The sequence below is a fragment of the Actinotalea ferrariae CF5-4 genome, from assembly GCF_000603945.1.
Lineage (GTDB): Bacteria > Actinomycetota > Actinomycetes > Actinomycetales > Cellulomonadaceae > Actinotalea > Actinotalea ferrariae.
In genome coordinates this window covers 15,393-36,676 of the sequence record NZ_AXCW01000020.1, presented here as the reverse complement: position 1 = coordinate 36,676, position 21,284 = coordinate 15,393, and the positions used below count along the sequence as shown (strand labels likewise).

Genomic DNA, 21,284 nt, shown 5'->3' with positions numbered 1-21,284 from the left:
CGGCGCGCACCACGGCACGGTGGCCCTGCCGGTCGGCCCGCTCCGCGCGGCACCCGCACCCGGCGACCCGGCCGCGGGGACGTCCGAGGGCACCGACGACGACGCCGACCCCGCCCTGCGACGCTGGCGGCGGCGGGTCGCGGTCGTGCTCACCCTCATCGCGCTCGGAGCGGTCTCCGGCCTCGTCGGCCTCTGGTACGCCACGGCGGGACCCGGCGCCTACACGACGGTGCCGGGAGGGCTCGTCGGGGCGGACCGCGCGGCCGCCGAGGAGGCGCTCGCCACCGCGGGCCTCGGCGTCTCGGCCGTGACCGAGGTCTTCGACGCGCAGGCACCTGTCCAGACGGTCGTCGCCGTCGAGCCGGGCGAGGGCGGCCGGATCCTCAAGGAGGGCGACGTCGAGCTGACGGTCTCCAAGGGACCGGACCTGCGGGTGGTGCCCGAGGGCCTCGTGGGCGCGACCGTCGAGGACGCGACCGCCGCGCTCCAGGCGGTGGGCCTCGTGGCCGTCGAGGGCGAGCGGACGTTCGACGACGTCGCGCCGGCCGGCACCGTCCTGACCGCGACCGCGGAGCCGGGCACGAGCCTGGCGGTCGGGTCCGAGGTGGGCCTGCGGGTCTCGGACGGCCCGGCCCCGGTGACGGTCCTGTCCGTCGTCGGCGTCGAGGCGGGCGCCGCCCGCCAGCAGCTGGAGGCCGACGGCCTCGTCGTCGAGGAGGCCACGGCCTTCAGCGAGCAGTACGGCGCCGGCGTCGTCATGGCGCAGGACCCCGCCCCGGGGACGGCCGGCTTCCGGGGGGACACGGTGACGATCACCGTCTCCCAGGGTCCCCCGCTCGTCGAGGTGCCGAACCTCGTGGGGCAGCAGTTCGCCGACGCCCGAGCGGCGCTCGAGCGCCTCGGCTTCGCGGTCGTCCGGGAGGACGTCCTCGGCGGGTTCTTCGGCACGGTGCGCAGCCAGGACGCGACGCCCGGGTCGACCCTGCCGAAGGGGTCGACGATCACGCTCGCCGTCGTCTGAGCGACCTGGCGGCCCGGAGACGCCGACGGCGGGGCGGGTCGCCCCACCCCGCCGTCGGCACGGTCCTCAGGAGCTGCGGATCATCTCCGCGACGAGGAAGGCCATCTCCAACGACTGCTGGTGGTTCAGCCGCGGGTCGACGAGGGTCTCGTAGCGGCGGGCGAGCCCGTCGTCGTCGATCGCCTCGCTGCCGCCGAGCACCTCGGTGACGTCGTCGCCGGTCAGCTCCACGTGCAGGCCGGCGGGGACGGAGCCCACCGAGCGGTGCGCCTCGAAGAACCCGCGCACCTCGTCGAGCACGTCGTCGAAGCGGCGCGTCTTGAACCCGCTCGCCGACGTGATCGTGTTGCCGTGCATCGGGTCGCACACCCAGGTCACGGGACGACCGGATGCGGTGACCTTCTCCAGCAGCGGCGGGAGCGTCTCGCGGATCCGACCGGCACCCATGCGGGTGATGAAGGTCAGGCGCCCCGGGACGTCGTTCGGGTTCAGCTTGTCCATGAGGGCCAGGGCGTCGTCCGCCGTCGTCGTGGGGCCGAGCTTGACGCCCACCGGGTTGCGGACCCGGGAGAGGAAGTCCACGTGGGCCCCGTCGATCTGCCGCGTGCGCTCCCCGATCCACAGGAAGTGCGCGGAGCAGTCGTAGGCCGTCCCGGTCCGGGAGTCGATCCGCGTCAGGGGTCGCTCGTAGTCCAGCAGCAGGGCCTCGTGGCTGGCGAAGAACTCGACGGTGCGCAGGGCGTCGAAATCCGCGCCGCACGCCGCCATGAACCGCATGGCCCGGTCGATCTCCCCGGCCACCTCCTCGTACCGGGCGTAGGCCGGGTTGGCGGTGAAGCCCCGGTTCCACTCGTGCACCCGCCGCAGGTCGGCGAAGCCACCCGTGGTGAACGCGCGGATGAGGTTGAGCGTCGCGGCGGACCGGTGGTACGCCTCGACGAGCCGACGGGGGTCGGGCACGCGGCAGTCGGACGTGAAGTCGTACGCGTTGACCGCGTCGCCCCGGTACGCCGGGAGCGTGACACCGTCCCGCGTCTCCTCGTCGCTGCTGCGCGGCTTGGCGTACTGGCCGGCCATCCGGCCCATCTTGATGACGGGCAGGCTCCCGCCGTAGGTGAGCACGACGGCCATCTGCAGGATCGTCTTGATCTTGTTGCGGATGTTGTCGGCCGTGGCCTCCGCGAAGGTCTCGGCGCAGTCACCGCCCTGCAGGAGGAACGCCTCACCCCGTCCGGCCGCGCCCAGGCGGGCCGTCAGGACGTCCGCCTCCCCGGCGAAGACGAGCGGCGGGAGGGACGCGAGCTCGGTCCCGACCCGCCCGAGCGCCTCGTCGTCCGGCCAGGTCGGCTGGTGTCGGCGGGGAAGGTCCCGCCACGCCTCCAGCCCCGCGAGGACCCCGGGCTCCGGCGCGGTGCTCACGAGGTGCTCGCGGGGACGGCGGACTGGCCGAGGTCCTCCAGCATGGCGACGAACCACGGCTGGCTCACGTCGAAGGCCTTGCCGCCCGCGATGCGGGGGAAGGCGATCGCCTTGAGCCGGTCGCCGTCCTCCTCGTCGTGCCCGATGACGCCGGACTCCCCGCGCAGCGCGCACTCGACCGCCAGGTCCGTCATGGACTTGATGAGGCGCAGGTCCTCGGCGTTCGCCGCCGCGGCGCGGGAGTAGTAGCCGGACTTCTGGACCATGACCTTCTCGGCGCCCAGCTTCTCGGCGAACTGCTTGGCGAACCACTGCCCCGGGTTGATCGTGTCGAGCTTCACGTGACCGAAGGGATCGCGCTCGACCGTCTCGCCCGACGCCTCGACCTGGGCGACGATCTCGTGCATGCCGGCGCCCTCGGACAGGAAGATGGTGACGTTGCCCTGCTCGTCCATGATCGTCCTCAGGCGCGCGGCCTCGGCGTCGATGTCGAGCGCCAGCTCCGGGACGAAGACGGCGTGCACGTCCCAGCGCTCGCGCGTGAGGCCGAGCGAGGGCACCCACTCCTGGCGGTCGAGCCACTTGCGGTACTCGGCGGCGGCCGCGGCCGTGAGCCACCCGCAGTGCCGACCCATGACCTCGTGGACGATGAGCATCCGCGGCCCGGACCGGTGCTCGCCGACGATGTTCGCCGCGAAGCCGGCCGCCTCCTCGGCGGCGGTCCAGGCCCCGAGCGACTGCTTGATCGGCACGACGTCGTTGTCGATCGTCTTGGGCAGGCCGACGACGGTCAGCTCGTACCCGTTCTCGTGCAGGTACGCCGCCAGGTCGGCCGCGGTCGTGTTGGTGTCGTCCCCGCCGATGGTGTGCAGGACGTCGACGCCGTCGGCCTTGAGCTGCTCCGCCGCGACGTGCAGCGGGTCCTGGCCCTCCTGCACGAGGCCCCGCTTGACGCAGTCCTTCGCGTTCGTGAGCTTGACGCGCGAGTTGCCGATCGGGCTGCCGCCGAACCGGTGCAGCACGCCCGCCTTGGCGCGCGCCTCCGCGTCGACGACGACCTTGTCCCCGCGCAGCAGGCCGTGGTAGCCGTGCTGATAGGCGATGATCTCGATCTCGGGCGCGATCTCCGTGTACCGCTCGATCAGGCCACCCACGGCGGACGACAGGCAGGGGGCGAAGCCTCCGGCGGTCAGCAGGGCGACGCGACGAACCGACATGGGGAAGCACCTTCCGTTGATGCTGCTGGTCAGCACACCGGCCCGGCGCGGGGCCGCGCACGGGTCCGAGTCCGGGAGGAGTCCCGGCGTCGGCCGGCCGCGCGGCGCGGGCACGGGAGGCGCACGACCGCCACGACCGCCCGGAACCCCGTCGTCCGGTGTGGCAGGTCACCTGGCGGTGACGCTCGTCATCCTACTGACGACTCGCCTGGGACCGTCGGAGGTCCCGGTACCTGGACGTCGGGCGCCCGGCGACCGCCCGGCGCCGACGGGCTCCCCGCTCCCGGACCGACCTCCCCCGGGCTGTGGCCGGCGGCGATCCGCGCCTTGGCGGTCGCCGCGTACATGTCGACGTACTCCTGCCCGGACAGGCTCATCAGGGCGTACATGATCTCGTCCGTGACCGAGCGGAGGATGAACCGGTCGTTCTCCATGCCCTTGTAGCGGCTGAAGTCCAGCGGCTCGCCGATGACGACGCCCAGCTGGACGGGCTTGGGGATCACCTGGCCGATGGGCTGGGCGACGTCCGTGCCGATCATCGCGACCGGGATGACGGGGACGCCGGACTCGAGCGCCAGCCGCGCCACGCCCGTCTTCCCCCGGTAGAGCCGCCCGTCCGGGCTCCGGGTGCCCTCCGGGTAGATGCCGAACAGGTTGCCCGAACGCAGGACCTCCAGACCGGTCCGCAGGGCGGCCTCGCTGGCCTTGCCGCCACCGCGGTCGACGGGGATGGTGCCCACGCCCCGGAAGAAGCCCGCCTTGAGCCGGCCCTTCACGCCGGTCCCGGTGAAGTACTCCGACTTGCCGATGAAGCGGATCTTGCGCGACAGGACGAGGGGCAGCACGAACGAGTCGATCACCGCGAGGTGGTTGCTCGCGAGGATCGCCCCACCCTCGGCGGGCACGTGGGAGGCCCCCCGCACCCAGGGGCGGAACATCCCCCGCAGCAGCGGGCCCGCAAGGACCCGCTTCATCACCCAGTAGAACAACGCGCCGTCCCTCCGCTGCGCCGACGGATCGAGGTCCGCCCGGCGTCGTGCCGACTCTAGAGTGCTGTGCATGGCCGCCAGTCCGAGTTCCCCCGACGACGGGCCCGACGACGGCCCGCGCGACGAGGAGCAGGGTACGGCCAGCGACGCCGACGTGGATCGCGAGTGGCAGCGCATCGTCGCCCGTCTGACCGAGGACGGCGGGACGCCGGGCGTGCCCTCGGAGGACGCCGCTGCACCCGGGACCGCCCCTCCGCCCGCGGCCGGCGCGACCCCGCGAACCCCGTCCGCCGGCATCCTGGGCTCCCCCGCCGGTGCGCCGTCCCCCTCGGACCCTCGCGCCTGGTCCACCGACCCGGAGGCGGACGAGCGGGAGACGCACTTCGAGCCGCCCGACCCCGGGCCCGTCCTGGGCGGTGACCCGCTCCTCACCATGGCGTGGGCCGCCGTCTGCGGCGCCCCGCTGCTGTTCCTGCTGTCCGTGACCGTGTGGCGGTCGGCGCCCCAGGTCCTCGTCCAGGTCGCCGCGGTGCTCTTCCTGGCGGGCCTGGGCACCCTCCTGTGGCGGATGCCGCACCGCCGCGACGACGACGCGGGGCCCGGCGCCGTCGTGTGACGTCCGGCGCCGGGCCGACGGCAGGACGTCAGAGACGAGCCAGGTCGGCCGCTCCCACGATGCCGGCCTCGTTGCCCATCGCCGCGAGCTCGATCCGCGCCTCGGGGTGGTAGCCCCGGGCGGACATGTGGGCGGAGAACGCCTCGCGGGCCGGCGCCACGAGCAGGTCGCGCGCCTCCCCCACGCCCCCGCCGACGACGACGAGCGCCGGGTCGAGGAGCGCGGCGACGCTGGCGGCCCCGGCACCGATCCACCGCCCCAGGTCGGCCAGCAGGGCGATGGACAGGGGGTCGCCCTCGGACGCGGCGAGCGTCACCGACGGCCCGCTCACCTGTGCGGGGTCGCCGCCCGCGAGCTCGAGCAGCCGGGCGGCGCGATCGGGCTGCGTCGCCGCCACCGCGCGGGCCTCACGCACGAGCGCCGAGCCGGAGGCGTACTGCTCCCAGCACCCCCGCTGGCCGCAGCCGCAGAGGTGACCCTCCGGGACCACGCGCACGTGGCCGACCTCGGCGGCGACCCCCCACGCCCCACGGACCAGGCGCCCGTCCACGACGACGGCCCCGCCGAGGCCGGTCCCGACCGTCAGCATGAGCATGTCGTCCACGTCGCGGCCGACGCCGAACCGGAACTCCGCCCAGCCGGCGGCGTTCGCGTCGTTCTCGACGACGATCTTCAGGTCGGGGCGTCCGACGAGCTCCGCCACCCGGTCGCGCAGGGGGTACGCGCGCCATGCGACGTTCGGCCCGAAGAGCGCCGTGCGCCGGTCGGAGCTCATGAACCCCGCCGCTGCGATCCCGAGCGCACCCACCTCGTGGTCCGCGGAGAGCTCCAGGAAGAGGTCGGCGACGGCCCGGTCGATCTCCGCGGGGTCACCCGGGACGGTGTCGCGCTTGGCCTGCGCCAGGATCTGCCCGTCCTCGTCCACCACACCCGCAGCGATCTTCGTGCCGCCGATGTCCACACCGATCGTGTCCATGCCCGTCCTCGTGCCCGATCTCCTGGCGAGTGCTTCGCCGCACGAGGAGGCTACCGACCGGCCCGCGGCGGGACGCGGGACGACCGGGTCGTGGCGCGCCCGTCGACCGGACCGGGAGCGGGTGGCCGGACGGACGGGCGGCACCCTGCGCCCGCGTGCAGCCCTCGCCGGGGCCACGGCAGAAGACCGACGCCGACACCGCTGACGTGGGAAGGTGGGCTCAGGAGACCGACCGGCCGGACTTTCGTCCCGGTCCTCGCCTGTCGGTAGGGTTCCCCCACCATCCACCTGCCACTGGAGTCAGCATGGACGAGTTCCGCACACCCCTCCTCGTCGAGGTCGACCCCTCCGAGAACCTCAACACCCTGCTGGCCGCCCGCGTCGCGAGCCAGGGCGACGGGACGATGCTCGAACGCAAGGGTGGGCTCGGGGCCGTGTGGACACCCGTGAGCGCCCGGGAGTTCGACCGCGAGGTGGTCGCCGTCGCCAAGGGCCTCGTCGCCAAGGGCATCGAGCCGGGCCAGTCCGTCGGCATCATGAGCCGCACGCGGTACGAGTGGACCCTCCTGGACTTCGCCATCTGGTCCGCCGGCGGCGTCACCGTCCCGATCTACGAGACCTCGTCCGGCGAGCAGGTCGAGTGGATCGTCACCGACGCGGACGTCCGGCTGCTCGTCGTGGAGTCCTCCGCCCACGCCGCCGTCGTCGACGACGCGCGGCCGAGCGCCCCGAACCTCGGCGAGGTCCTCGTGCTGGACCACGACGCGATCGGCCACCTCGTGGACGCCGGCCGGGGCGTCCCGGACGAGGAGATCGCCCGCCGCCGGGCCCTCGCGACGCTGGACGACCTGGCCACGATCATCTACACCTCGGGCACGACGGGCCGGCCCAAGGGCGTCGAGCTCACCCACGGCAACTTCGTCGTCCTCACACGCAACGCGGTCGCGAAGCTCGGCAAGGAGGTCTGCCCGCCAGGGTCGCGGACCCTGCTCTTCATGCCGCTGGCGCACGTCTTCGCCCGGTTCATCGAGGTCCTCGTCGTCGCGGCCGGGGCCACGCTGGGCCACAGCCCGGACACCAAGACGCTCGTCGCGGACCTCGGCGAGTTCCGCCCGACGTTCATCCTCTCGGTGCCCCGCGTGTTCGAGAAGGTCTACAACTCCTCCGAGCAGAAGGCGGCGGCGGGCGGCAAGCGGGCGATCTTCCAGCGGGCCGCGAAGACGGCGATCGTCTACTCGCGGGCGCTGGACGAGCCGAAGGGCCCCAGCCCCTGGCTTCGGCTTCAGCACAAGGTCGCCGACGTCCTGGTCCTGTCGAAGATCCGGGCCGCGCTCGGCGGTCAGGCCCAGTGGGCCATCTCGGGTGGTGCGCCGCTGGGTGAGCGGCTGGGCCACTTCTACCGCGGCGTGGGCCTCAACGTGCTCGAGGGCTACGGGCTCACCGAGACGACCGCGCCGACCACGGTGAACCTGCCGGACGCCACGAAGATCGGCTCGGTCGGGCCGCCGCTGCCGGGCGCCGCGGTCCGCGTGGCGGACGACGGCGAGATCCTGATGACCGGCCCGCACGTCTTCCGTCGCTACCACAACAACGACGAGGCGACCGCCGAGGCGTTCGACGGCGAGTGGTTCCGCAGCGGTGACCTGGGCTCGCTCGATGCGGACGGGTTCGTCCGCATCACGGGCCGCAAGAAGGAGATCATCGTCACCGCGGCCGGCAAGAACGTCGCCCCGGCCGTGCTCGAGGACCGGCTCCGCGGTCACCCGCTGGTCAGCCAGGTGGTCGTCGTCGGGGACCAGAAGCCGTTCATCGGGGCCCTCATCACCCTCGACGCCGAGGCCCTGCCCGGCTGGCTCTCCACGCACGACCTGCCCGCCATGGACGTCGCGGCGGCGGGGCGCCACCCGCAGGTCCGGGCGGCGCTCGACCGGGCGGTGGAGCGCACCAACCAAGCGGTCTCGCGGGCCGAGTCGATCCGGAAGTACGCGGTGCTGGACACCGACTTCACGATCGAGAACGACTACCTGACCCCGTCCATGAAGGTGAAGCGCTCGCTCGTCCTCAAGGACTTCGCCGGGGACGTCGAGGCGCTGTACACCGGCAACGGCAACGACTGACGCACCACGGAGCGACGCACACCGACTGAGGCACCAAGGCCGGACACCCCGGGGGCGCGCACGACCGCAGCACTACGACCGTGCGCGCCCCCGTCCGGTCATCGGCACCCGGCACCGGCGTCGCTCACTGCGCGCGGGCGAGCCGTAACGGCGGCACGAGGCCGGAGCCGGCGAGGACCGCGATCGCGTCCTGCTCGGCGGGGTCGAGGTCCACGGGCGTGCGAGCCCGCACCGGGATGGTCAGGAACGTGACGACGCAGTCGGTGCAGGCGTCGCCGCGGGCGGTGCAGGAGTCGCAGTCGATCATCATGCGGCCGACGCTAGGCCCGACCACCGACACGACCCGGCGCCGACCCACGACGCCCGTGCACACAGCGACGCCCGTGCGACCCGCCGACGTGAGATGGCGCGCCCCGGGTCCCGGCGCCCCGGCGTGAGGTGCCGCGTCCCGTGACCCGGCCCCTCGCGTGTCCGTCGGCCGCGTGTCGGTGGGGCGCCCTACGGTCGGCGCCATGCCCACCGCACCCTCCGTGCAGCCGACGTCCGCCGTGCAGCCGACGTTCGAGGCGTTCGACGACGCGGCGACGCCGCTGTCCGAGGTGACATTCGTCGTGGTGGACCTCGAGACGACCGGCGGGAGCCCGGACACCTGCGGGATCACCGAGATCGGGGCCGTGCGGGTGCGGGGCGGCGAGATCCTGGGTGAGCTGCAGACGCTCGTCGACCCGGGCACCCCGGTGCCCGCCATGATCGCGACGCTCACCGGGATCACCACCTCCATGGTCCGCGGCGCACCGACGATCGCCGAGGTGCTCCCCACGTTCCTCGAGTTCGCCCGCGGCGCGGTGCTCGTCGCCCACAACGCCCCGTTCGACGTCGGCTTCCTCCGGGCGGCGGCGGCCCGGTCCGGGCACGCGTGGCCGGCCCCGCCCGTCGTCGACACCGTGGCCCTGGCCCGCCGCGCGCTCACGCGCGACGAGGTCCCGAACAACAAGCTCGCCACCCTGGCGGGCTTCTTCCGCGCGTCGACGACCCCTGTCCACCGTGCCCTGGACGACGCGCGCGCCACCGTCGACGTGCTGCACGGCCTGCTCGACCGCCTCGGCGTCCTGGGCGTCACGACGCTGGAGGACCTCGCGACCGCGTCGGACCCCGTCCCTCCCGCGCGTCGTCAGCGGCGCCACCTCGCGGACGGCCTGCCGGACGCACCGGGGGTCTACCAGTTCGTCGACGGCGGCGGCGAGGTGCTCTACGTGGGGACGTCGACGAACATCCGCACCCGGGTGCGCTCCTACTTCACCGCGGCGGAGACGCGCCGGCGGATGACCGAGATGGTGATGCTGGCGGAGCGGGTGGTGCCCGTGGTGTGCGGCACCGTGCTCGAGGCGCGGGTGCGAGAGCTGCGCCTCATCGCCGAGCACCGTCCCCGGTACAACCGCCGGTCCCGGTTCCCGGAGCGTCAGCCGTGGGTGCGACTCACGGTCGAGCCGTTCCCCCGGCTCTCCGTGGTCCGTGAGGTGGGCGGCCCCGGTGGTCCTGGTGGGGCGACGCACATCGGGCCCTTCGGGTCCCGGGCCACGGCCCAGCTCGCGGTCGAGGCGCTCCACGAGGCCTTCGCCCTGCGTCGGTGCACCGGCCGCCTGCCGCTCGTCCCCTCGCCGCGGGCCTCCGCCTGCGCCCTGGCCGGCATGGGGCGCTGCGGCGCGCCCTGCACCGGAGCCCAGGGTCCCGACGACTACGCCGTGGTGGCCTCGAAGGTGCGCGCCGCGCTGCTGGGCGACCCGGAACCGGTCGTCGCCGCGCACGCCCGGCGGATCGCCGGCCTCGTCACGGAGGAGAGGTTCGAGGAGGCCGCGGCGGTGCGGGACCGGCTCGAGGCGTTCCTGCGGGGCGCCGCCCGCGCTCAGCGCTCCCGCCGGTTGGCGGCGATCCCCCAGCTCGTGGCCGCCCGCCGCGCGGACACCGGCGGGTGGGAGGTCGTCGTCGTCCGCCACGGGCGCCTGTGCGCGACGGCGACCACGCCCCCGCGGACGGACCCCCGCTCGACGATCGAGGCCCTGGTCGCCACGGCCGAGCAGGTGGAGCCCCCTGACCTGCCGGCGGGCCGCGCCCACCCGGAGGAGATCGACCTCGTCCTCGCCTGGCTCGAGGACGAGGGGGTGCGGCTGGTCGACGTCGGGCCGGGGTGGGCGTGCCCCGTGCGCGGCGCGGAGGCCTACCGCGTCCGAGGTGCGTCGCCCGCCGTCGTCGCCGTCGCGGCGGGCCGGGCCGAGGACGCGGCGGGTACGTCCACGGCATGATGAGCGCCACGACCACCAGGAGGAACACCATGATCACGGCCATCGTCCTCATCGACACGGACCCGGCGCGCATCCCCGAGATCGCGGCGGAGGTGGCGGCGATCCAGGGGGTCAGCGAGGTCTACTCCGTGACCGGTGAGGTCGACCTGGTGGCGATGGTGCGGGTACGCGAGCACGAGAAGCTGGCCGACGTCATCGCGGACCGGCTCAGCAAGGTGGACGGGGTGCTGCGGACCCAGACCTACATCGCGTTCCGCGCGTACTCCGACCACGACCTGGAGGAGGCCTTCGACCTCGGCCTCGGCGACTAGCACCGCCTGCGAGCCAGCTCTGCGCCGCTCCCTCAGGACGCGGAGGCAGCCACCCACCGCTCGAGGACCGCAGCGGCCCGTCCGTCGTCCACGGCGCTCGCGGCGACGGCCAGGGCCGCGCGCAGCCGGTCGACCAGGTCGCCCTCACCGACGCCCGGCGCCGAGCCCTCGGCGACCAGCGCCGCCGCGGCGTTGAGCAGCACCGTCTCCCGGACGGGTCCGGGCGTGCCGGCCAGCAGCGCGCGGACGACGTCGGCGTTCTCCTGCGGTGACCCGCCCCGGAGGTCCGCGATGTCGATCGGCGGAAGGCCGAGGTCCTCGGCCGGGTCCAGGTCGTGCTCGCTCACGCGCCCGTCCTGCACCCACCAGATCCGCGCCGGGCCCGTCGCGGCCAGCTCGTCGAGGCCTCCGTGCCCGCGGAACACCAGCGCCGACGTGCCCCTGGCCGCCAGGACGCCGGCCATGAGGGCCGCCATCCGTGCGTCCGGCACGCCGAGCGCGGCGGCTGCGGGCTGAGCAGGGTTGGTGAGCGGTCCCAGGATGTTGAACGCCGTCGGGACGCCCAGCTCCCGTCGGGTGGGGGCGGCGTGCCGCATCGCGGGATGGAAGACCTGGGCGAAGCAGAAGGTGATGCCGACCTCCCCGGCGAGCTCGGCCACGCGCTGCGGTGGGTGGTCCAGCCGCAGGCCCAGCGCCTCGAGGACGTCCGCCGTGCCGCTCGACGAGGAGGCCGCCCGGCCCCCGTGCTTGACGACCTGCACGCCGGCGCCCGCGACGACCAGAGACGCCATGGTCGAGATGTTCACCGTGTGGTGCATGTCGCCGCCCGTGCCGACGACGTCGACGGCCCGCCCGGGCACGTCGATCCGGTGTGCGTGCGCCAGCATCTCCTCGACGAGGCCGGTCACCTCGTGCACCGTCTCGCCCTTCGCGCGCAGCGCGACGAGGAAGGCAGCCAGCTGCACCGGTGAGGCCTCGCCGGCCATCACCTGCCCCATCGCCCACGCGCTGTCCGCGGACGAGAGGTCCTCGCGGGCGAGCAGCCGGGCCAGGAGCCCGCTCCAGGACCGGGCGTCGTCGACCATCACACCGCGTGCGACGCGCGCAGGACCCCCGCCACGGCGTCCTGGACCGCGATGGGGTCCAGCGGCCGGGCGACGACGGCGTCCGCCTGCGACCAGGACGCGAGCCACGCGTCCTGCGGGCGGCCCACGAGGAGCAGCACGGGCGGGCAGCGGAAGATCTCGTCCTTGAGCTGGCGGCACAGACCCATGCCGCCGTTCTTGGCCGCCTCGCCGTCCAGCACGAGCAGGTCCAGGCCCCCGGCGTCCACGGTGGAGATGACGACCTCGGCCGTCGCCACCTCCACCCACTCGATCGGCGGCAGGTCCCGTGCGACGCGACGGCCCACAGCCATGCGGACGGCCTCCCGGGTGGTCGGGTCGGAGCTGTAGAGCAGCACGCGCAGGGATGCCGGCGGGGCGTCCGCGGTCTCGTCCCACTCGTCGTGCGCGTCCGTCGTGGCCATCCTCGCCTCACTCGTCGTCGACCGGTGCGGTGGCTGCTCCACCAGCGCATCATCTTGGCACGGTCGCGCGGCCGGGGACCTCACCGTTCGCGACGCCGGGACACGTCGAGCCGGCGGGCGGGCCGAGCGGGCGCCCATCAGCCACGACGCGCTGAGCCGGGACTGAGACCTCCAGGACGCGCGGTCGGGCCCTTGGTCCCACTCGGGACGCTCGTCCGCCATAATGACGGGGTGTCAACTTCGACGGCTGCGATCTCCGCCCCACCGCACCTGAGCGTCAACCGGCCCAACCCCGTGTCGGTCGGCACGATCGTGTGGCTGGCGAGCGAGCTGATGTTCTTCGCCGGGCTCTTCGCCATGTACTTCACGCTGCGCTCCACGGTCCCCGAGGTGTGGGCGGCCGAGACGCCGGCGCTCAACCTGACCTTCGCGTCGGTGAACACCCTCGTCCTGGTGCTCAGCTCGATCACCTGCCAGATGGGCGTGTGGGCGGCCGAGCGCTTCCAGCCCCACCGGACGGGCAGGCTGCTCGAGATCAACCGCTGGGGCATGACCGAGTGGATGACCCTGACCTTCATCATGGGCTCGGTCTTCATCGGCGGCCAGGTCTTCGAGTACGCGGAGCTCGTCGAGCACGGCCTGACCATCTCGTCCAGCCCGTACGGCTCGGTCTTCTACCTCACGACCGGGTTCCACGGGCTCCATGTGGTCGGAGGCCTGATCGCGTTCCTGTTCGTGCTCGGGCGGGCGTTCGCCGCCCGGCGCTTCGGGCACCACGAGGCGACGACCGCGATCGTCACGTCGTACTACTGGCACTTCGTCGACGTCGTGTGGATCGCGCTCTTCTTCGCGATCTACATCATCCGCTGACCGGCCGATGAGCCGGCCGCACCGGGGCGACACCGCCGCAGCAGACCGTCGTGGCGCGCACCGCCCGCCACGCAGGACCGACCGTCCGGGCACGCAGGACGGCAGCAACGAGATGAGGACCGCTTCGTGAAGGCCATCGCCGCCCGCAGGCACCACCGGTTCGCCCCGGTCGTGCTCCTCGCGCTGGCGCTCGTCCTGACCGGAGGGCTGTACGCGGCCCTCGCACCGAGCGCGGAGGGCGCCGCCGCGCCGACCACCGACGACGTCGAGGCGGGCCGAGCCCTCTTCGTCGCGAACTGCGCGACGTGCCACGGTGTCAACGCCGAGGGGCGTGACGGCAACCCCACGCTGATCGGTGTCGGGGCGGCGTCCGTCGACTTCCAGGTGAGCACCGGACGCATGCCGATGCAGCTCGAGGGCCCCCAGGCGGCCGCGAAGCCGCCGCAGTTCGACCGCGAGGAGATCGACCAGCTGGCCGCCTACGTCGCCAGCCTGGGCCCCGGCCCGGCCGTGCCCAGCGCCGAGCAGGTGGACCCCGCCCTCGGCGACCCGGCCAACGGCGGCGCGATCTTCCGCACCAACTGCGCGATGTGCCACGGCGCGATCGGTGCCGGCGGTGCGCTGTCCGAGGGCAAGTACGCCCCGGCCCTCGCCCAGTCGACGCCCACCGAGATCTACACGGCGATGCTCACCGGCCCGCAGTCCATGCCGGTGTTCAACGACGCGAACATCACGCCGGAGGAGAAGCGCGACGTCATCGCCTACCTCGAGGAGCAGAAGAACGGGTCGCCCGGCGGCACGTCCCTCGGCTCCATCGGGCCCGTCGGCGAGGGCATCTGGATCTGGGTGGTCGGCATGGGCCTGCTGATCGCCTCCGCCGTCTGGATCGGAGCGAAGTCCTCATGAGCCACGAGCAGACCCCCCAGATCCACGGGGCGACGGCCGGCGGCCAGGACCTCGACCGCGCCGACGCCGCGCTCCCGGCACGCTTCGAGGACCCGGGCCTCCCCGAGCACCGGCTCCGCCAGGCCGACATCGACCCCGCCGCCGACAAGCGCGCGGAGCGGCAGGTCGTCGCGATGTTCGCGCTGTCGGTCATCGGCACCGTCGGCTTCCTGATCGCGTACTTCGCCCTGCCGCCCGGGGAGACGGTCGCCAGCATGCGGCTGTCCAACATCGCCCTCGGTCTGAGCCTGTTCCTGGCCATGTTCGGGATCGGCGCGGCCGCCGTGCACTGGGCCAAGACCCTGATGTCCGACCACGAGCGCCAGGAGGCCCGGCACCCGCAGCGCAGCGACGCGGCGACCCGCGAGGCCGCGCTCGCCACGCTTCGGGAAGGTGCCGAGGACTCGGGCATCGGTCGGCGCGGTGTGCTCAAGGGGGCCGTCGTCTCCGCCGTCGCGCTCGCTCCGCTCACCGTGGCCGTCCCGCTGATCGGTGAGGTCGGCGGCGACTGGAACGTCAGCAAGTTCCGCCACACGCTGTGGGAGCGGGGCAAGCGGCTGGCGCGCGACCCCTCCGGGGAGCCGATCCGCGCCGCGGACGTCACCATCGGCTCCGTCTTCCACGTCATCCCGGAGAACCTCCGGGAGGCGGACCACTGGATCGAGGAGAAGGCCAAGGCCGTCGTCCTCATGGTCCGGATGGACCCGCGCGACCTCAAGGAGCCGACGGAGCGGGCCGGCTGGTCGTACGACGGCATCGTGGCCTACTCCAAGATCTGCACCCACGTCGGCTGCCCCGTCGCCCTGTACGAGCAGCAGACGCACCACCTCCTGTGCCCGTGCCACCAGTCGACCTTCGACATGTCGGACGGCGCGAAGGTCGTCTTCGGCCCCGCGAGCCGGCCGCTGCCGCAGCTGCCGATCACGGTGGACGACGAGGGCTACCTCATCGCACAGGACGACTTCGACGAACCGATCGGTCCGAGCTACTGGGAGCGGCTGAGATGAGCACTGTGAACCGCGCCGCGGGGGGAACGGCTGACTACCTCGACCAGCGGACCGGTGTCGGTCTGGCGGTCAAGAGCTTCGCCAGGAAGATCTTCCCGGACCACTGGTCCTTCCTCCTCGGCGAGATCGCGCTCTACTCCTTCGTGGTGCTGCTCATCAGCGGCGTCTTCCTCACCATGTTCTTCGTGCCGAGCATGACGCTCGTCACCTACGACGGCCCCTTCGCCGCCATGAACGGCGTCGAGATGTCCGAGGCCTTCGCCTCGACGCTCGCGCTGTCGTTCGAGGTCACCGGTGGGCTGCTCATGCGGCAGATCCACCACTGGGCAGCCCTGCTCTTCATGGCGTCGATCGTGACGCACATGATGCGGGTGTTCTTCACCGGGGCGTTCCGCAAGCCGCGCGAGATCAACTGGCTCGTGGGCTTCGTGCTCATGATCCTCGGTCTCGCCGCGGGCTTCAGCGGCTACTCCCTGCCGGACGACGTCCTGTCCGGCAACGGCCTGCGCATCACCGACGGCGTCGTGAAGTCGATCCCGGTCGTCGGCAGCTACATGTCCTACATGATCTTCGGCGGGGAGTTCCCCGGGGAGCACATCATCCCCCGGCTCTTCACGCTGCACATCCTCGTGATCCCCGGGCTGATCCTGGCGCTCATCGGGCTGCACCTGTTCCTGGTGGTCCTGCACAAGCACACCCAGTACCCGGGTCCGGGCCGCACCGACCGCAACGTCGTGGGCTACCCCCTCTTCCCCGTGTACGTCGCGAAGGCCGGCGGCTTCTTCTTCATCGTCTTCGGTGTCATCGCCCTCATGGCCGGCACCATGACCATCAACCCGGTCTGGAACTACGGGCCGTACGACCCGTCACCGGTCGGCGCCGGCGCCCAGCCGGACTGGTACATGCTCTTCCTCGAAGGTGCCCTGCGCCTCATGCCCGGCACGGGGACGGAATGGGTGATCGCCGGCTACACGCTCTCCCTGAACGTGCTGATCCCGGCCGTCATCGTGCCCGGGCTGCTCTTCACCGCCCTGGCGCTGTACCCGTTCATCGAGGCCTGGGCCTCGGGCGACAAGCGGGAGCACCACGTGCTGGACCGCCCGCGCAACGCGCCCGTGCGCACCGCGAGCGGCGTGGCCATCCTCACGGCGTTCTTCGTGCTGCTGGTCGCGGGCGCCAACGACCTCGTCGCGACCCACTTCGCGCTGTCGCTCAACGACCTGTCCCGGCTGTTCCGGGTGCTGTTCTTCGTGGCACCGGTCATCGCCTTCGTCGTCACGAAGCGGATCTGCCTGGGCCTGCAACGCAAGGACCGCGAGCTGGTCCTCCACGGTCACGAGACCGGGCGGATCGTCCGGTTCGCGAACGGCGAGTACGTCGAGGTGCACAAGCCGCTCGACCAGTACGAGCGGTGGCTGCGGGTCAACTACGACGCCCACCGGCCGCTGGAGCTGCTCCCCGCCGAGGACGAGCGTGGGGTCCGGCGCAAGGGCTACCGGCGTGACGCCCTGCGGGCGCGCGTGTCGCGGTTCTTCTACGAGGACCGCGTCGAGCCGGTCACGCCCGCCGAGCTCGCGGCCGCGCAGTCGCACGGCGAGCACGACGCCCTGGGGGGCGCCGAGCACGGCGACCCGACGCTGCTCCAGGCCGCCGCGAACATCAAGCCGGAGCATGGCGGCAACCCGGCCGGAGAGGTCGTCGCGGGTCCGCGGACGCCGCGGCACTGATCACCGCTTCGTGCTGGAATAGCAGGACGGGACCACCCTGGAGGTGGTCGGGGCCGGAGGGCGTCTCGCCTTCCGGCCCTTTCCGCAGAACCGAGGAGACGTCGCCTGGCGGCGACCCGACCGGAGGAGCACCACATGGCTGACTACACCCTTCCCGACCTCCCCTACGACTACGCAGCACTCGAGCCGCACATCTCCGGCCGCATCATGGAGCTGCACCACGACAAGCACCACGCGGCCTACGTGACCGGCGCGAACACGGCCCTCGAGAAGCTGGCGGAGGCCCGGGAGTCCGGGTCGTTCGACGCCGTCAACCTCCTCGAGAAGAACCTCGCGTTCAACCTCGGAGGCCACGTCAACCACAGCGCGTTCTGGGCGAACCTCTCCCCCGACGGCGGCGACAAGCCCACCGGCGAGCTCGCCGCGGCCATCGACGAGTTCTTCGGCTCCTTCGAGGGCTTCCAGAAGCACTTCGCGGCCACCGCGCTCGGCATCCAGGGATCGGGATGGGCCATCCTGGCCTGGGACTCGGTGGGGCAGAAGCTGGGCATCTTCCAGCTCTACGACCAGCAGGGCAACATCCCTCTCGGCATCGTGCCGATCGTGCTCCTGGACATGTGGGAGCACGCGTTCTACCTGGACTACGTCAACGTCAAGGCGGACTACGTCAAGGCGTGGTGGAACATCGTCAACTGGGCCGATGCCGCGCAGCGGTTCGAGCGCGCCCGGTCCCAGACGGCCGGCCTCATCGTCCCGGGCCACTGATCGCGGGTCACCGCCCGGTCGCCTGACCAGGCCACAGCTCGTTCGCCGACGGCGCCGCCCCCCGGGGCGGCGCCGTCGTCGTCTGCCCGCCCAGGCGCGGCCGGGCGCGGCCCAGGAGGCCGCTCCCAGGCCTCGGGGACCGCGCTGGAGGCCTGTCGCACGACGCCGCGCACGTGGGGGCCGCGACGGGCCCGGTACGCACGACGCCGCGCACCTAGGGCCGCCGACGGGCCCGGTACGCATGACGATGGGGCCGAGCTTCTGCTCGGCCCCATCGGTGATGATCGGGCGGCTCAGCGGCTGCCGCCTGCCGCCTCAGTGGGCGTGCTGCCCCCGTGAGAACTCGAAGACCCAGCCGATCAGGGCGATGACCGAGACCGCAAGGCCGATGTAGAAGAGCCACCAGCCCACCGCGAGGGCGGCGAAACAGATGGCCGCCGCAACGCCGACGACGAACGGCCACCAGCTCCATGGCGCGTACACGCCCTGCTCCCCCGCGCCCTGCTCGACCTCGGCGTACGGGTCGTCCTCCGGGCGGGGGTCGATCCGCCGCGCCACCAGCGCGAGGTAGAACCCGATCATGCCCGCCAGACCCGCCGTCAGGAGCAGGGCGGCCGTACCGACCGGCTCCCAGCTGCTCCAGAACCCGTACACCAGCCAGATGAAGAGGAAGAACGCCGTGAGGAGGACGAAGAGCCTCGTCTCAGGCTTCATCGGGCGTCCTCCTCGTCGTCGGTGGCCGGACGGTCCTCAGGTCGCGGCCCGTCATCGATGATCGTCGCGGAGGACTGCTCCGGGTGTCCCCCACCCGTCGCCATGCGTTCCCGACCGAGCGCGGTCTGCCCGCGGCGGTCTGCCTCCCAGTCGAACGGCCCGTCGGCCTCCGGCTCGACGTGGTCCATCGCGGCGACCTCGGGGTGGTGCAGGTCGAAGGCGGGACGCTCCGACCGGATCCGGGGCAGCGACGTGAAGTTGTGGCGCGGCGGCGGGCAGCTCGTGGCCCACTCCAGGGAGTTGCCGTAGCCCCAGGGGTCGTCGACGACGACACGGGGCGCGTTGCGCCACGTGACGTACACGTTCCACAGGAACGGCAGCGTCGAGGCGGCGAGGACGAACGAGCCGACGGTCGAGAGCTGGTTCATCCAGGTGAACCCGTCCTCCGGCATGTAGTCCGGGTACCGGCGGGGCATGCCCACCACACCGAGCCAGTGCTGCACGAGGAAGGTCGCGTGGAACCCGAAGAACAGCAGCCAGAAGTGGATCTTGCCCAGCCGCTCGTCGAGCATCCGCCCGGTGAACTTGGGCCACCAGAAGTAGAAGCCCGCGAACATCGCAAACACGACGGTGCCGAAAACCACGTAGTGGAAGTGCGCGACCACGAAGTACGTGTCGGTCACGTGGAGGTCCAGGGCAGGCGACGCGAGGATGACCCCGGTCAGACCGCCGAAGAGGAACGTGACCATGAAGCCGATCGACCAGAGCATCGGCGTCTCGAACGTGAGCTTGCCGCGCCACATCGTGCCGATCCAGTTGAAGAACTTCACACCGGTCGGGACCGCGATGAGCATCGTCATGAGCGCGAAGAACGGCAGCAGCACAGCGCCCGTCGCGTACATGTGGTGCGCCCACACCGTCACCGACAGTGCGGCGATCGCGATGGTCGCGTAGACGAGGCCCTTGTAGCCGAACAGGGGCTTGCGGCTGAAGACCGGGATGATCTCCGACACGATGCCGAAGAACGGCAGCGCGATGATGTAGACCTCCGGGTGCCCGAAGAACCAGAACAGGTGCTGCCACAGCATGGCGCCCCCGTTCTCCGGGTTGAACACCTGCGAGCCCAGCCGTCGGTCGGCGCCCAGCGCGAAGAGCGCGGCAGCCAGGGGCGGGAACGCCATGATCACCAAAAGGCCGGTGACCAGGGTGTTCCAGGTGAAGATCGGCATCCGGAACATCGTCATGCCGGGCGCGCGCATGGTGATGATCGTGGTGATGAAGTTCACCGCGCCGAGGATCGTGCCGAATCCACCGAGCGCCAGGCCGAAGACCCACAGGTCCCCGCCGAGGCCCGGGGAGAAGGTCGTGCTCGACAGCGGCGCGTAGGCGAACCAGCCGAACGAGGCAGCACCCTGCGGCGTGAAGAAGCCGGCCACAGCGATGAGGCCGCCCCAGAAGTACAGCCAGTACGCCAGCATGTTGAGCCGCGGGAAGGCGACGTCGGGAGCCCCGATCTGCAGCGGCATGATGACGTTCGCGAACCCCGCGAACAGCGGGGTCGCGAACAGCAGCAGCATGATCGTGCCGTGCATCGTGAAGAGCTGGTTGTACTGCTCCTTGCTCTGCAGCACCTGCATGCCGGGGACGAAGAGCTCCGCCCGGATGACGAGCGCCATCAGCCCGCCGATGGCGAAGAAGAAGAACGAGGAGATCAGGTACAGGTACCCGATCGTCTTGTGGTCGGTGGAGGTGATCCACTTGATCACCGTGCGGCCCAGGGTCTGGCGACGCGGCGCCAGCCCGGGAACGTGCTCGATCTGCGCGACCATCAGTCCTCGGTCCCTTCGACGGCGCCGCCCTCTGCGGACGGGATCGCGTTGTCGTCGCCACCGCTCTGGTCGCGGTCGAGCTCCGGGCCCAGACGACCCGTCTGGCCCGCGTCGCGCAGCGACTCGATGTGCGCGTCGTACTCCTCCTGGGAGACGACCGCGACGTTGAAGAGCATCCCGGAGTGGTGCTCGCCGCAGAACTCCGCGCACTTGCCGGCGTACACGCCCTCCGCGGTCGGTACGACCTGGAACACCCGGATGTCCTGCGGGAACATGTCCTTCTTGTAGAGGAAGGCCGGCACCCAGAACGAGTGGATCACGTCACGGGAGCGCAGGTGGAACTCCACGCGCTCGCCGACGGGCAGGTACAGCGTCGGGAGCGTCTCGGGGTTGCCCGGGGCACCGATGTCGTCGACATGGACCCCGGTGTCCCAGACCTCCTCGTCGAGGTAGTTGAAGTCCCAGCTCCACTGCTTCGCGTAGACCTCGACGGTGAGGTCGGGCTCGGCGCTCGTGTCCTCCAGCGCCGACATGTCGCGCGCGGTGTAGGCGAAGAAGACGCCGATCATGAGGACAGGGATGACCGTGTACATGATCTCGAGCGGCACGTGGTACCGGAGCTGGACCGGCAGGACGTCGTCGTCCTTGCGCTTCCGGTACACCGCGACGCACCAGAGGATCAGGCCCCAGACCAGGACGCCGACCAGCAGGGCGGCGATCCACGAGCCGACCCAGAGGTTCGTCACGCGCTCGGTCTGGTTGGTGACCTGCGTACCGTCGTCGTTGCCGGGGAGCCAGCCTCGCTGAGCCTCGGCGGAGCATCCGGTCGCGGCGATCGCCACCGCGGCGGCCAGGACCGAGGTCCTGGCTGCGCCCCAGCGGCGGCGTCGGGGGTGTTGCACGTCCACACGCGCCTCTCTGTCGCTCGTCCCG

At 72.2% G+C, this 21,284-nt stretch carries 20 protein-coding genes; 10 read left to right on the top strand and 10 right to left on the bottom strand.

From position 1 onward, the window contains the following. Positions 1 to 1,021: PASTA domain-containing protein (locus N866_RS03235; RefSeq protein ID WP_216699366.1), on the top strand; the 1,021-nt coding region annotated here is incomplete at its 5' end. A gap of 66 nt (positions 1,022 to 1,087) precedes the next feature. On the opposite strand, the gene N866_RS03230 is transcribed toward N866_RS03235, so the two are convergent. The 3 genes from N866_RS03230 to N866_RS03220 form a co-directional block, all read right to left on the bottom strand. Next, complete coding sequence (locus N866_RS03230) at positions 1,088 to 2,440, bottom strand: class II 3-deoxy-7-phosphoheptulonate synthase (RefSeq protein ID WP_034222516.1); 1,353 nt, start codon at positions 2,438 to 2,440, stop codon at positions 1,088 to 1,090. Next, the gene (locus N866_RS03225; RefSeq protein ID WP_034222514.1) at positions 2,437 to 3,657 is read right to left on the bottom strand and encodes a pyrophosphate--fructose-6-phosphate 1-phosphotransferase; all 1,221 of its coding nucleotides are present in this window, start codon (positions 3,655 to 3,657) and stop codon (positions 2,437 to 2,439) included. The genes N866_RS03230 and N866_RS03225 overlap by 4 nt, the downstream gene beginning before the upstream one ends. A 188-nt stretch (positions 3,658 to 3,845) precedes the next feature. Beyond that, positions 3,846 to 4,631 carry a lysophospholipid acyltransferase family protein gene (locus tag N866_RS03220; RefSeq protein ID WP_034222512.1) on the bottom strand — a complete coding sequence of 262 codons (786 nt, stop codon included), beginning with the start codon at positions 4,629 to 4,631 and terminating at the stop codon, positions 3,846 to 3,848. Positions 4,632 to 4,716: 85 nt separating this feature from the next. Here N866_RS03220 and N866_RS19695 point away from each other — a divergent pair, with 85 nt between their 5' ends. After that, positions 4,717 to 5,262: a hypothetical protein gene (locus N866_RS19695; RefSeq protein ID WP_052022320.1), complete on the top strand. Its 546-nt coding sequence runs from the start codon at positions 4,717 to 4,719 to the stop codon at positions 5,260 to 5,262. A 28-nt stretch (positions 5,263 to 5,290) separates the two neighbouring features. Here the strand turns inward: N866_RS19695 and N866_RS03210 are convergent, their stop codons facing one another. Continuing rightward, the gene (locus N866_RS03210) at positions 5,291 to 6,238 is read right to left on the bottom strand and encodes an ROK family glucokinase (RefSeq protein WP_034222510.1); all 948 of its coding nucleotides are present in this window, start codon (positions 6,236 to 6,238) and stop codon (positions 5,291 to 5,293) included. Positions 6,239 to 6,543: 305 nt separating this feature from the next. Between N866_RS03210 and N866_RS03205 the strand changes: the two genes are divergently transcribed. Then, on the top strand, positions 6,544 to 8,355 hold the full coding sequence (locus tag N866_RS03205) for an AMP-dependent synthetase/ligase (protein WP_034222508.1): 1,812 nt from the start codon (positions 6,544 to 6,546) through the stop codon (positions 8,353 to 8,355). A 124-nt stretch (positions 8,356 to 8,479) separates the two neighbouring features. Here the strand turns inward: N866_RS03205 and N866_RS03200 are convergent, their stop codons facing one another. After that, on the bottom strand, positions 8,480 to 8,665 hold the full coding sequence (locus N866_RS03200) for a hypothetical protein (RefSeq protein ID WP_034222534.1): 186 nt from the start codon (positions 8,663 to 8,665) through the stop codon (positions 8,480 to 8,482). Positions 8,666 to 8,867: 202 nt separating this feature from the next. Between N866_RS03200 and N866_RS03195 the strand changes: the two genes are divergently transcribed. Together N866_RS03195 and N866_RS03190 are read left to right on the top strand one after the other, a co-directional pair. After that, positions 8,868 to 10,655: a DEDD exonuclease domain-containing protein gene (locus tag N866_RS03195; RefSeq protein ID WP_052022325.1), complete on the top strand. Its 1,788-nt coding sequence runs from the start codon at positions 8,868 to 8,870 to the stop codon at positions 10,653 to 10,655. Positions 10,656 to 10,684: 29 nt separating this feature from the next. Next, entirely contained in the window at positions 10,685 to 10,966 is a 282-nt protein-coding gene (locus tag N866_RS03190; RefSeq protein WP_034222505.1) for an Lrp/AsnC family transcriptional regulator, read from the top strand. Positions 10,967 to 10,998: 32 nt separating this feature from the next. On the opposite strand, the gene trpD is transcribed toward N866_RS03190, so the two are convergent. Together trpD and N866_RS03180 are read right to left on the bottom strand one after the other, a co-directional pair. Beyond that, positions 10,999 to 12,051, bottom strand: coding sequence for an anthranilate phosphoribosyltransferase (trpD, locus tag N866_RS03185; RefSeq protein ID WP_034222503.1), 1,053 nt, complete (start codon positions 12,049 to 12,051; stop codon positions 10,999 to 11,001). Continuing rightward, a complete protein-coding gene (locus N866_RS03180) occupies positions 12,051 to 12,494 on the bottom strand; it encodes a hypothetical protein (protein ID WP_173406122.1) in 444 nt (147 codons plus the stop codon). Before N866_RS03180 ends, trpD begins: the two co-directional genes overlap by 1 nt. 231 nt (positions 12,495 to 12,725) lie before the next feature. On the opposite strand from N866_RS03180, the gene ctaE reads away from it, so the two are divergent. The 5 genes from ctaE to N866_RS03155 all read left to right on the top strand — a co-directional run bounded on the left by ctaE (position 12,726) and on the right by N866_RS03155 (position 17,808). Beyond that, the gene (gene ctaE / locus N866_RS03175) at positions 12,726 to 13,364 is read left to right on the top strand and encodes an aa3-type cytochrome oxidase subunit III (protein ID WP_081802273.1); all 639 of its coding nucleotides are present in this window, start codon (positions 12,726 to 12,728) and stop codon (positions 13,362 to 13,364) included. Positions 13,365 to 13,490: 126 nt separating this feature from the next. Next, positions 13,491 to 14,270 carry a cytochrome bc1 complex diheme cytochrome c subunit gene (gene qcrC, locus N866_RS03170; protein ID WP_034222497.1) on the top strand — a complete coding sequence of 260 codons (780 nt, stop codon included), beginning with the start codon at positions 13,491 to 13,493 and terminating at the stop codon, positions 14,268 to 14,270. After that, positions 14,267 to 15,316 (top strand): cytochrome bc1 complex Rieske iron-sulfur subunit, encoded by a 1,050-nt coding sequence (gene qcrA, locus N866_RS03165; RefSeq protein WP_034222494.1) that lies wholly within the window; start codon positions 14,267 to 14,269, stop codon positions 15,314 to 15,316. Before qcrC ends, qcrA begins: the two co-directional genes overlap by 4 nt. Beyond that, positions 15,313 to 17,043, top strand: a complete 1,731-nt coding sequence (qcrB, locus tag N866_RS03160; protein WP_052022319.1) for a cytochrome bc1 complex cytochrome b subunit — start codon at positions 15,313 to 15,315, stop codon at positions 17,041 to 17,043. The genes qcrA and qcrB overlap by 4 nt, the downstream gene beginning before the upstream one ends. A 135-nt stretch (positions 17,044 to 17,178) precedes the next feature. Beyond that, a complete protein-coding gene (locus N866_RS03155) occupies positions 17,179 to 17,808 on the top strand; it encodes a superoxide dismutase (protein WP_034222492.1) in 630 nt (209 codons plus the stop codon). Positions 17,809 to 18,123: 315 nt separating this feature from the next. Here the strand turns inward: N866_RS03155 and N866_RS03150 are convergent, their stop codons facing one another. From N866_RS03150 to ctaC, 3 genes are read right to left on the bottom strand one after another with little or no spacing between them, the layout of a single operon-like run. Continuing rightward, positions 18,124 to 18,522 carry a cytochrome c oxidase subunit 4 gene (locus N866_RS03150; protein WP_034222489.1) on the bottom strand — a complete coding sequence of 133 codons (399 nt, stop codon included), beginning with the start codon at positions 18,520 to 18,522 and terminating at the stop codon, positions 18,124 to 18,126. Beyond that, complete coding sequence (ctaD, locus tag N866_RS03145; protein WP_034222486.1) at positions 18,519 to 20,351, bottom strand: aa3-type cytochrome oxidase subunit I; 1,833 nt, start codon at positions 20,349 to 20,351, stop codon at positions 18,519 to 18,521. Before ctaD ends, N866_RS03150 begins: the two co-directional genes overlap by 4 nt. Further along, positions 20,351 to 21,259 carry an aa3-type cytochrome oxidase subunit II gene (gene ctaC, locus N866_RS03140; RefSeq protein ID WP_155855180.1) on the bottom strand — a complete coding sequence of 303 codons (909 nt, stop codon included), beginning with the start codon at positions 21,257 to 21,259 and terminating at the stop codon, positions 20,351 to 20,353. The genes ctaD and ctaC overlap by 1 nt, the downstream gene beginning before the upstream one ends. Between the last annotated feature and the right edge of the window lie 25 nt (positions 21,260 to 21,284).

Bases quoted from the DNA above. Each gene is read 5' to 3' on its own strand.
- N866_RS03225 (WP_034222514.1), bottom strand. From the start codon at position 3,657: ATGTCGGTTCGTCGCGTCGCCCTGCTGACCGCCGGAGGCTTCGCCCCC.
- N866_RS03220 (WP_034222512.1), bottom strand. From the start codon at position 4,631: ATGAAGCGGGTCCTTGCGGGCCCGCTGCTGCGGGGGATGTTCCGCCCC.
- N866_RS19695 (WP_052022320.1), top strand. From the start codon at position 4,717: ATGGCCGCCAGTCCGAGTTCCCCCGACGACGGGCCCGACGACGGCCCG.
- N866_RS03210 (WP_034222510.1), bottom strand. From the start codon at position 6,238: ATGGACACGATCGGTGTGGACATCGGCGGCACGAAGATCGCTGCGGGT.
- N866_RS03205 (WP_034222508.1), top strand. From the start codon at position 6,544: ATGGACGAGTTCCGCACACCCCTCCTCGTCGAGGTCGACCCCTCCGAG.
- N866_RS03200 (WP_034222534.1), bottom strand. From the start codon at position 8,665: ATGATGATCGACTGCGACTCCTGCACCGCCCGCGGCGACGCCTGCACC.
- N866_RS03195 (WP_052022325.1), top strand. From the start codon at position 8,868: ATGCCCACCGCACCCTCCGTGCAGCCGACGTCCGCCGTGCAGCCGACG.
- N866_RS03190 (WP_034222505.1), top strand. From the start codon at position 10,685: ATGATCACGGCCATCGTCCTCATCGACACGGACCCGGCGCGCATCCCC.
- trpD (WP_034222503.1), bottom strand. From the start codon at position 12,051: ATGGTCGACGACGCCCGGTCCTGGAGCGGGCTCCTGGCCCGGCTGCTC.
- N866_RS03180 (WP_173406122.1), bottom strand. From the start codon at position 12,494: ATGGCCACGACGGACGCGCACGACGAGTGGGACGAGACCGCGGACGCC.
- qcrA (WP_034222494.1), top strand. From the start codon at position 14,267: ATGAGCCACGAGCAGACCCCCCAGATCCACGGGGCGACGGCCGGCGGC.
- qcrB (WP_052022319.1), top strand. From the start codon at position 15,313: ATGAGCACTGTGAACCGCGCCGCGGGGGGAACGGCTGACTACCTCGAC.
- N866_RS03155 (WP_034222492.1), top strand. From the start codon at position 17,179: ATGGCTGACTACACCCTTCCCGACCTCCCCTACGACTACGCAGCACTC.
- N866_RS03150 (WP_034222489.1), bottom strand. From the start codon at position 18,522: ATGAAGCCTGAGACGAGGCTCTTCGTCCTCCTCACGGCGTTCTTCCTC.
- ctaD (WP_034222486.1), bottom strand. From the start codon at position 20,351: ATGGTCGCGCAGATCGAGCACGTTCCCGGGCTGGCGCCGCGTCGCCAG.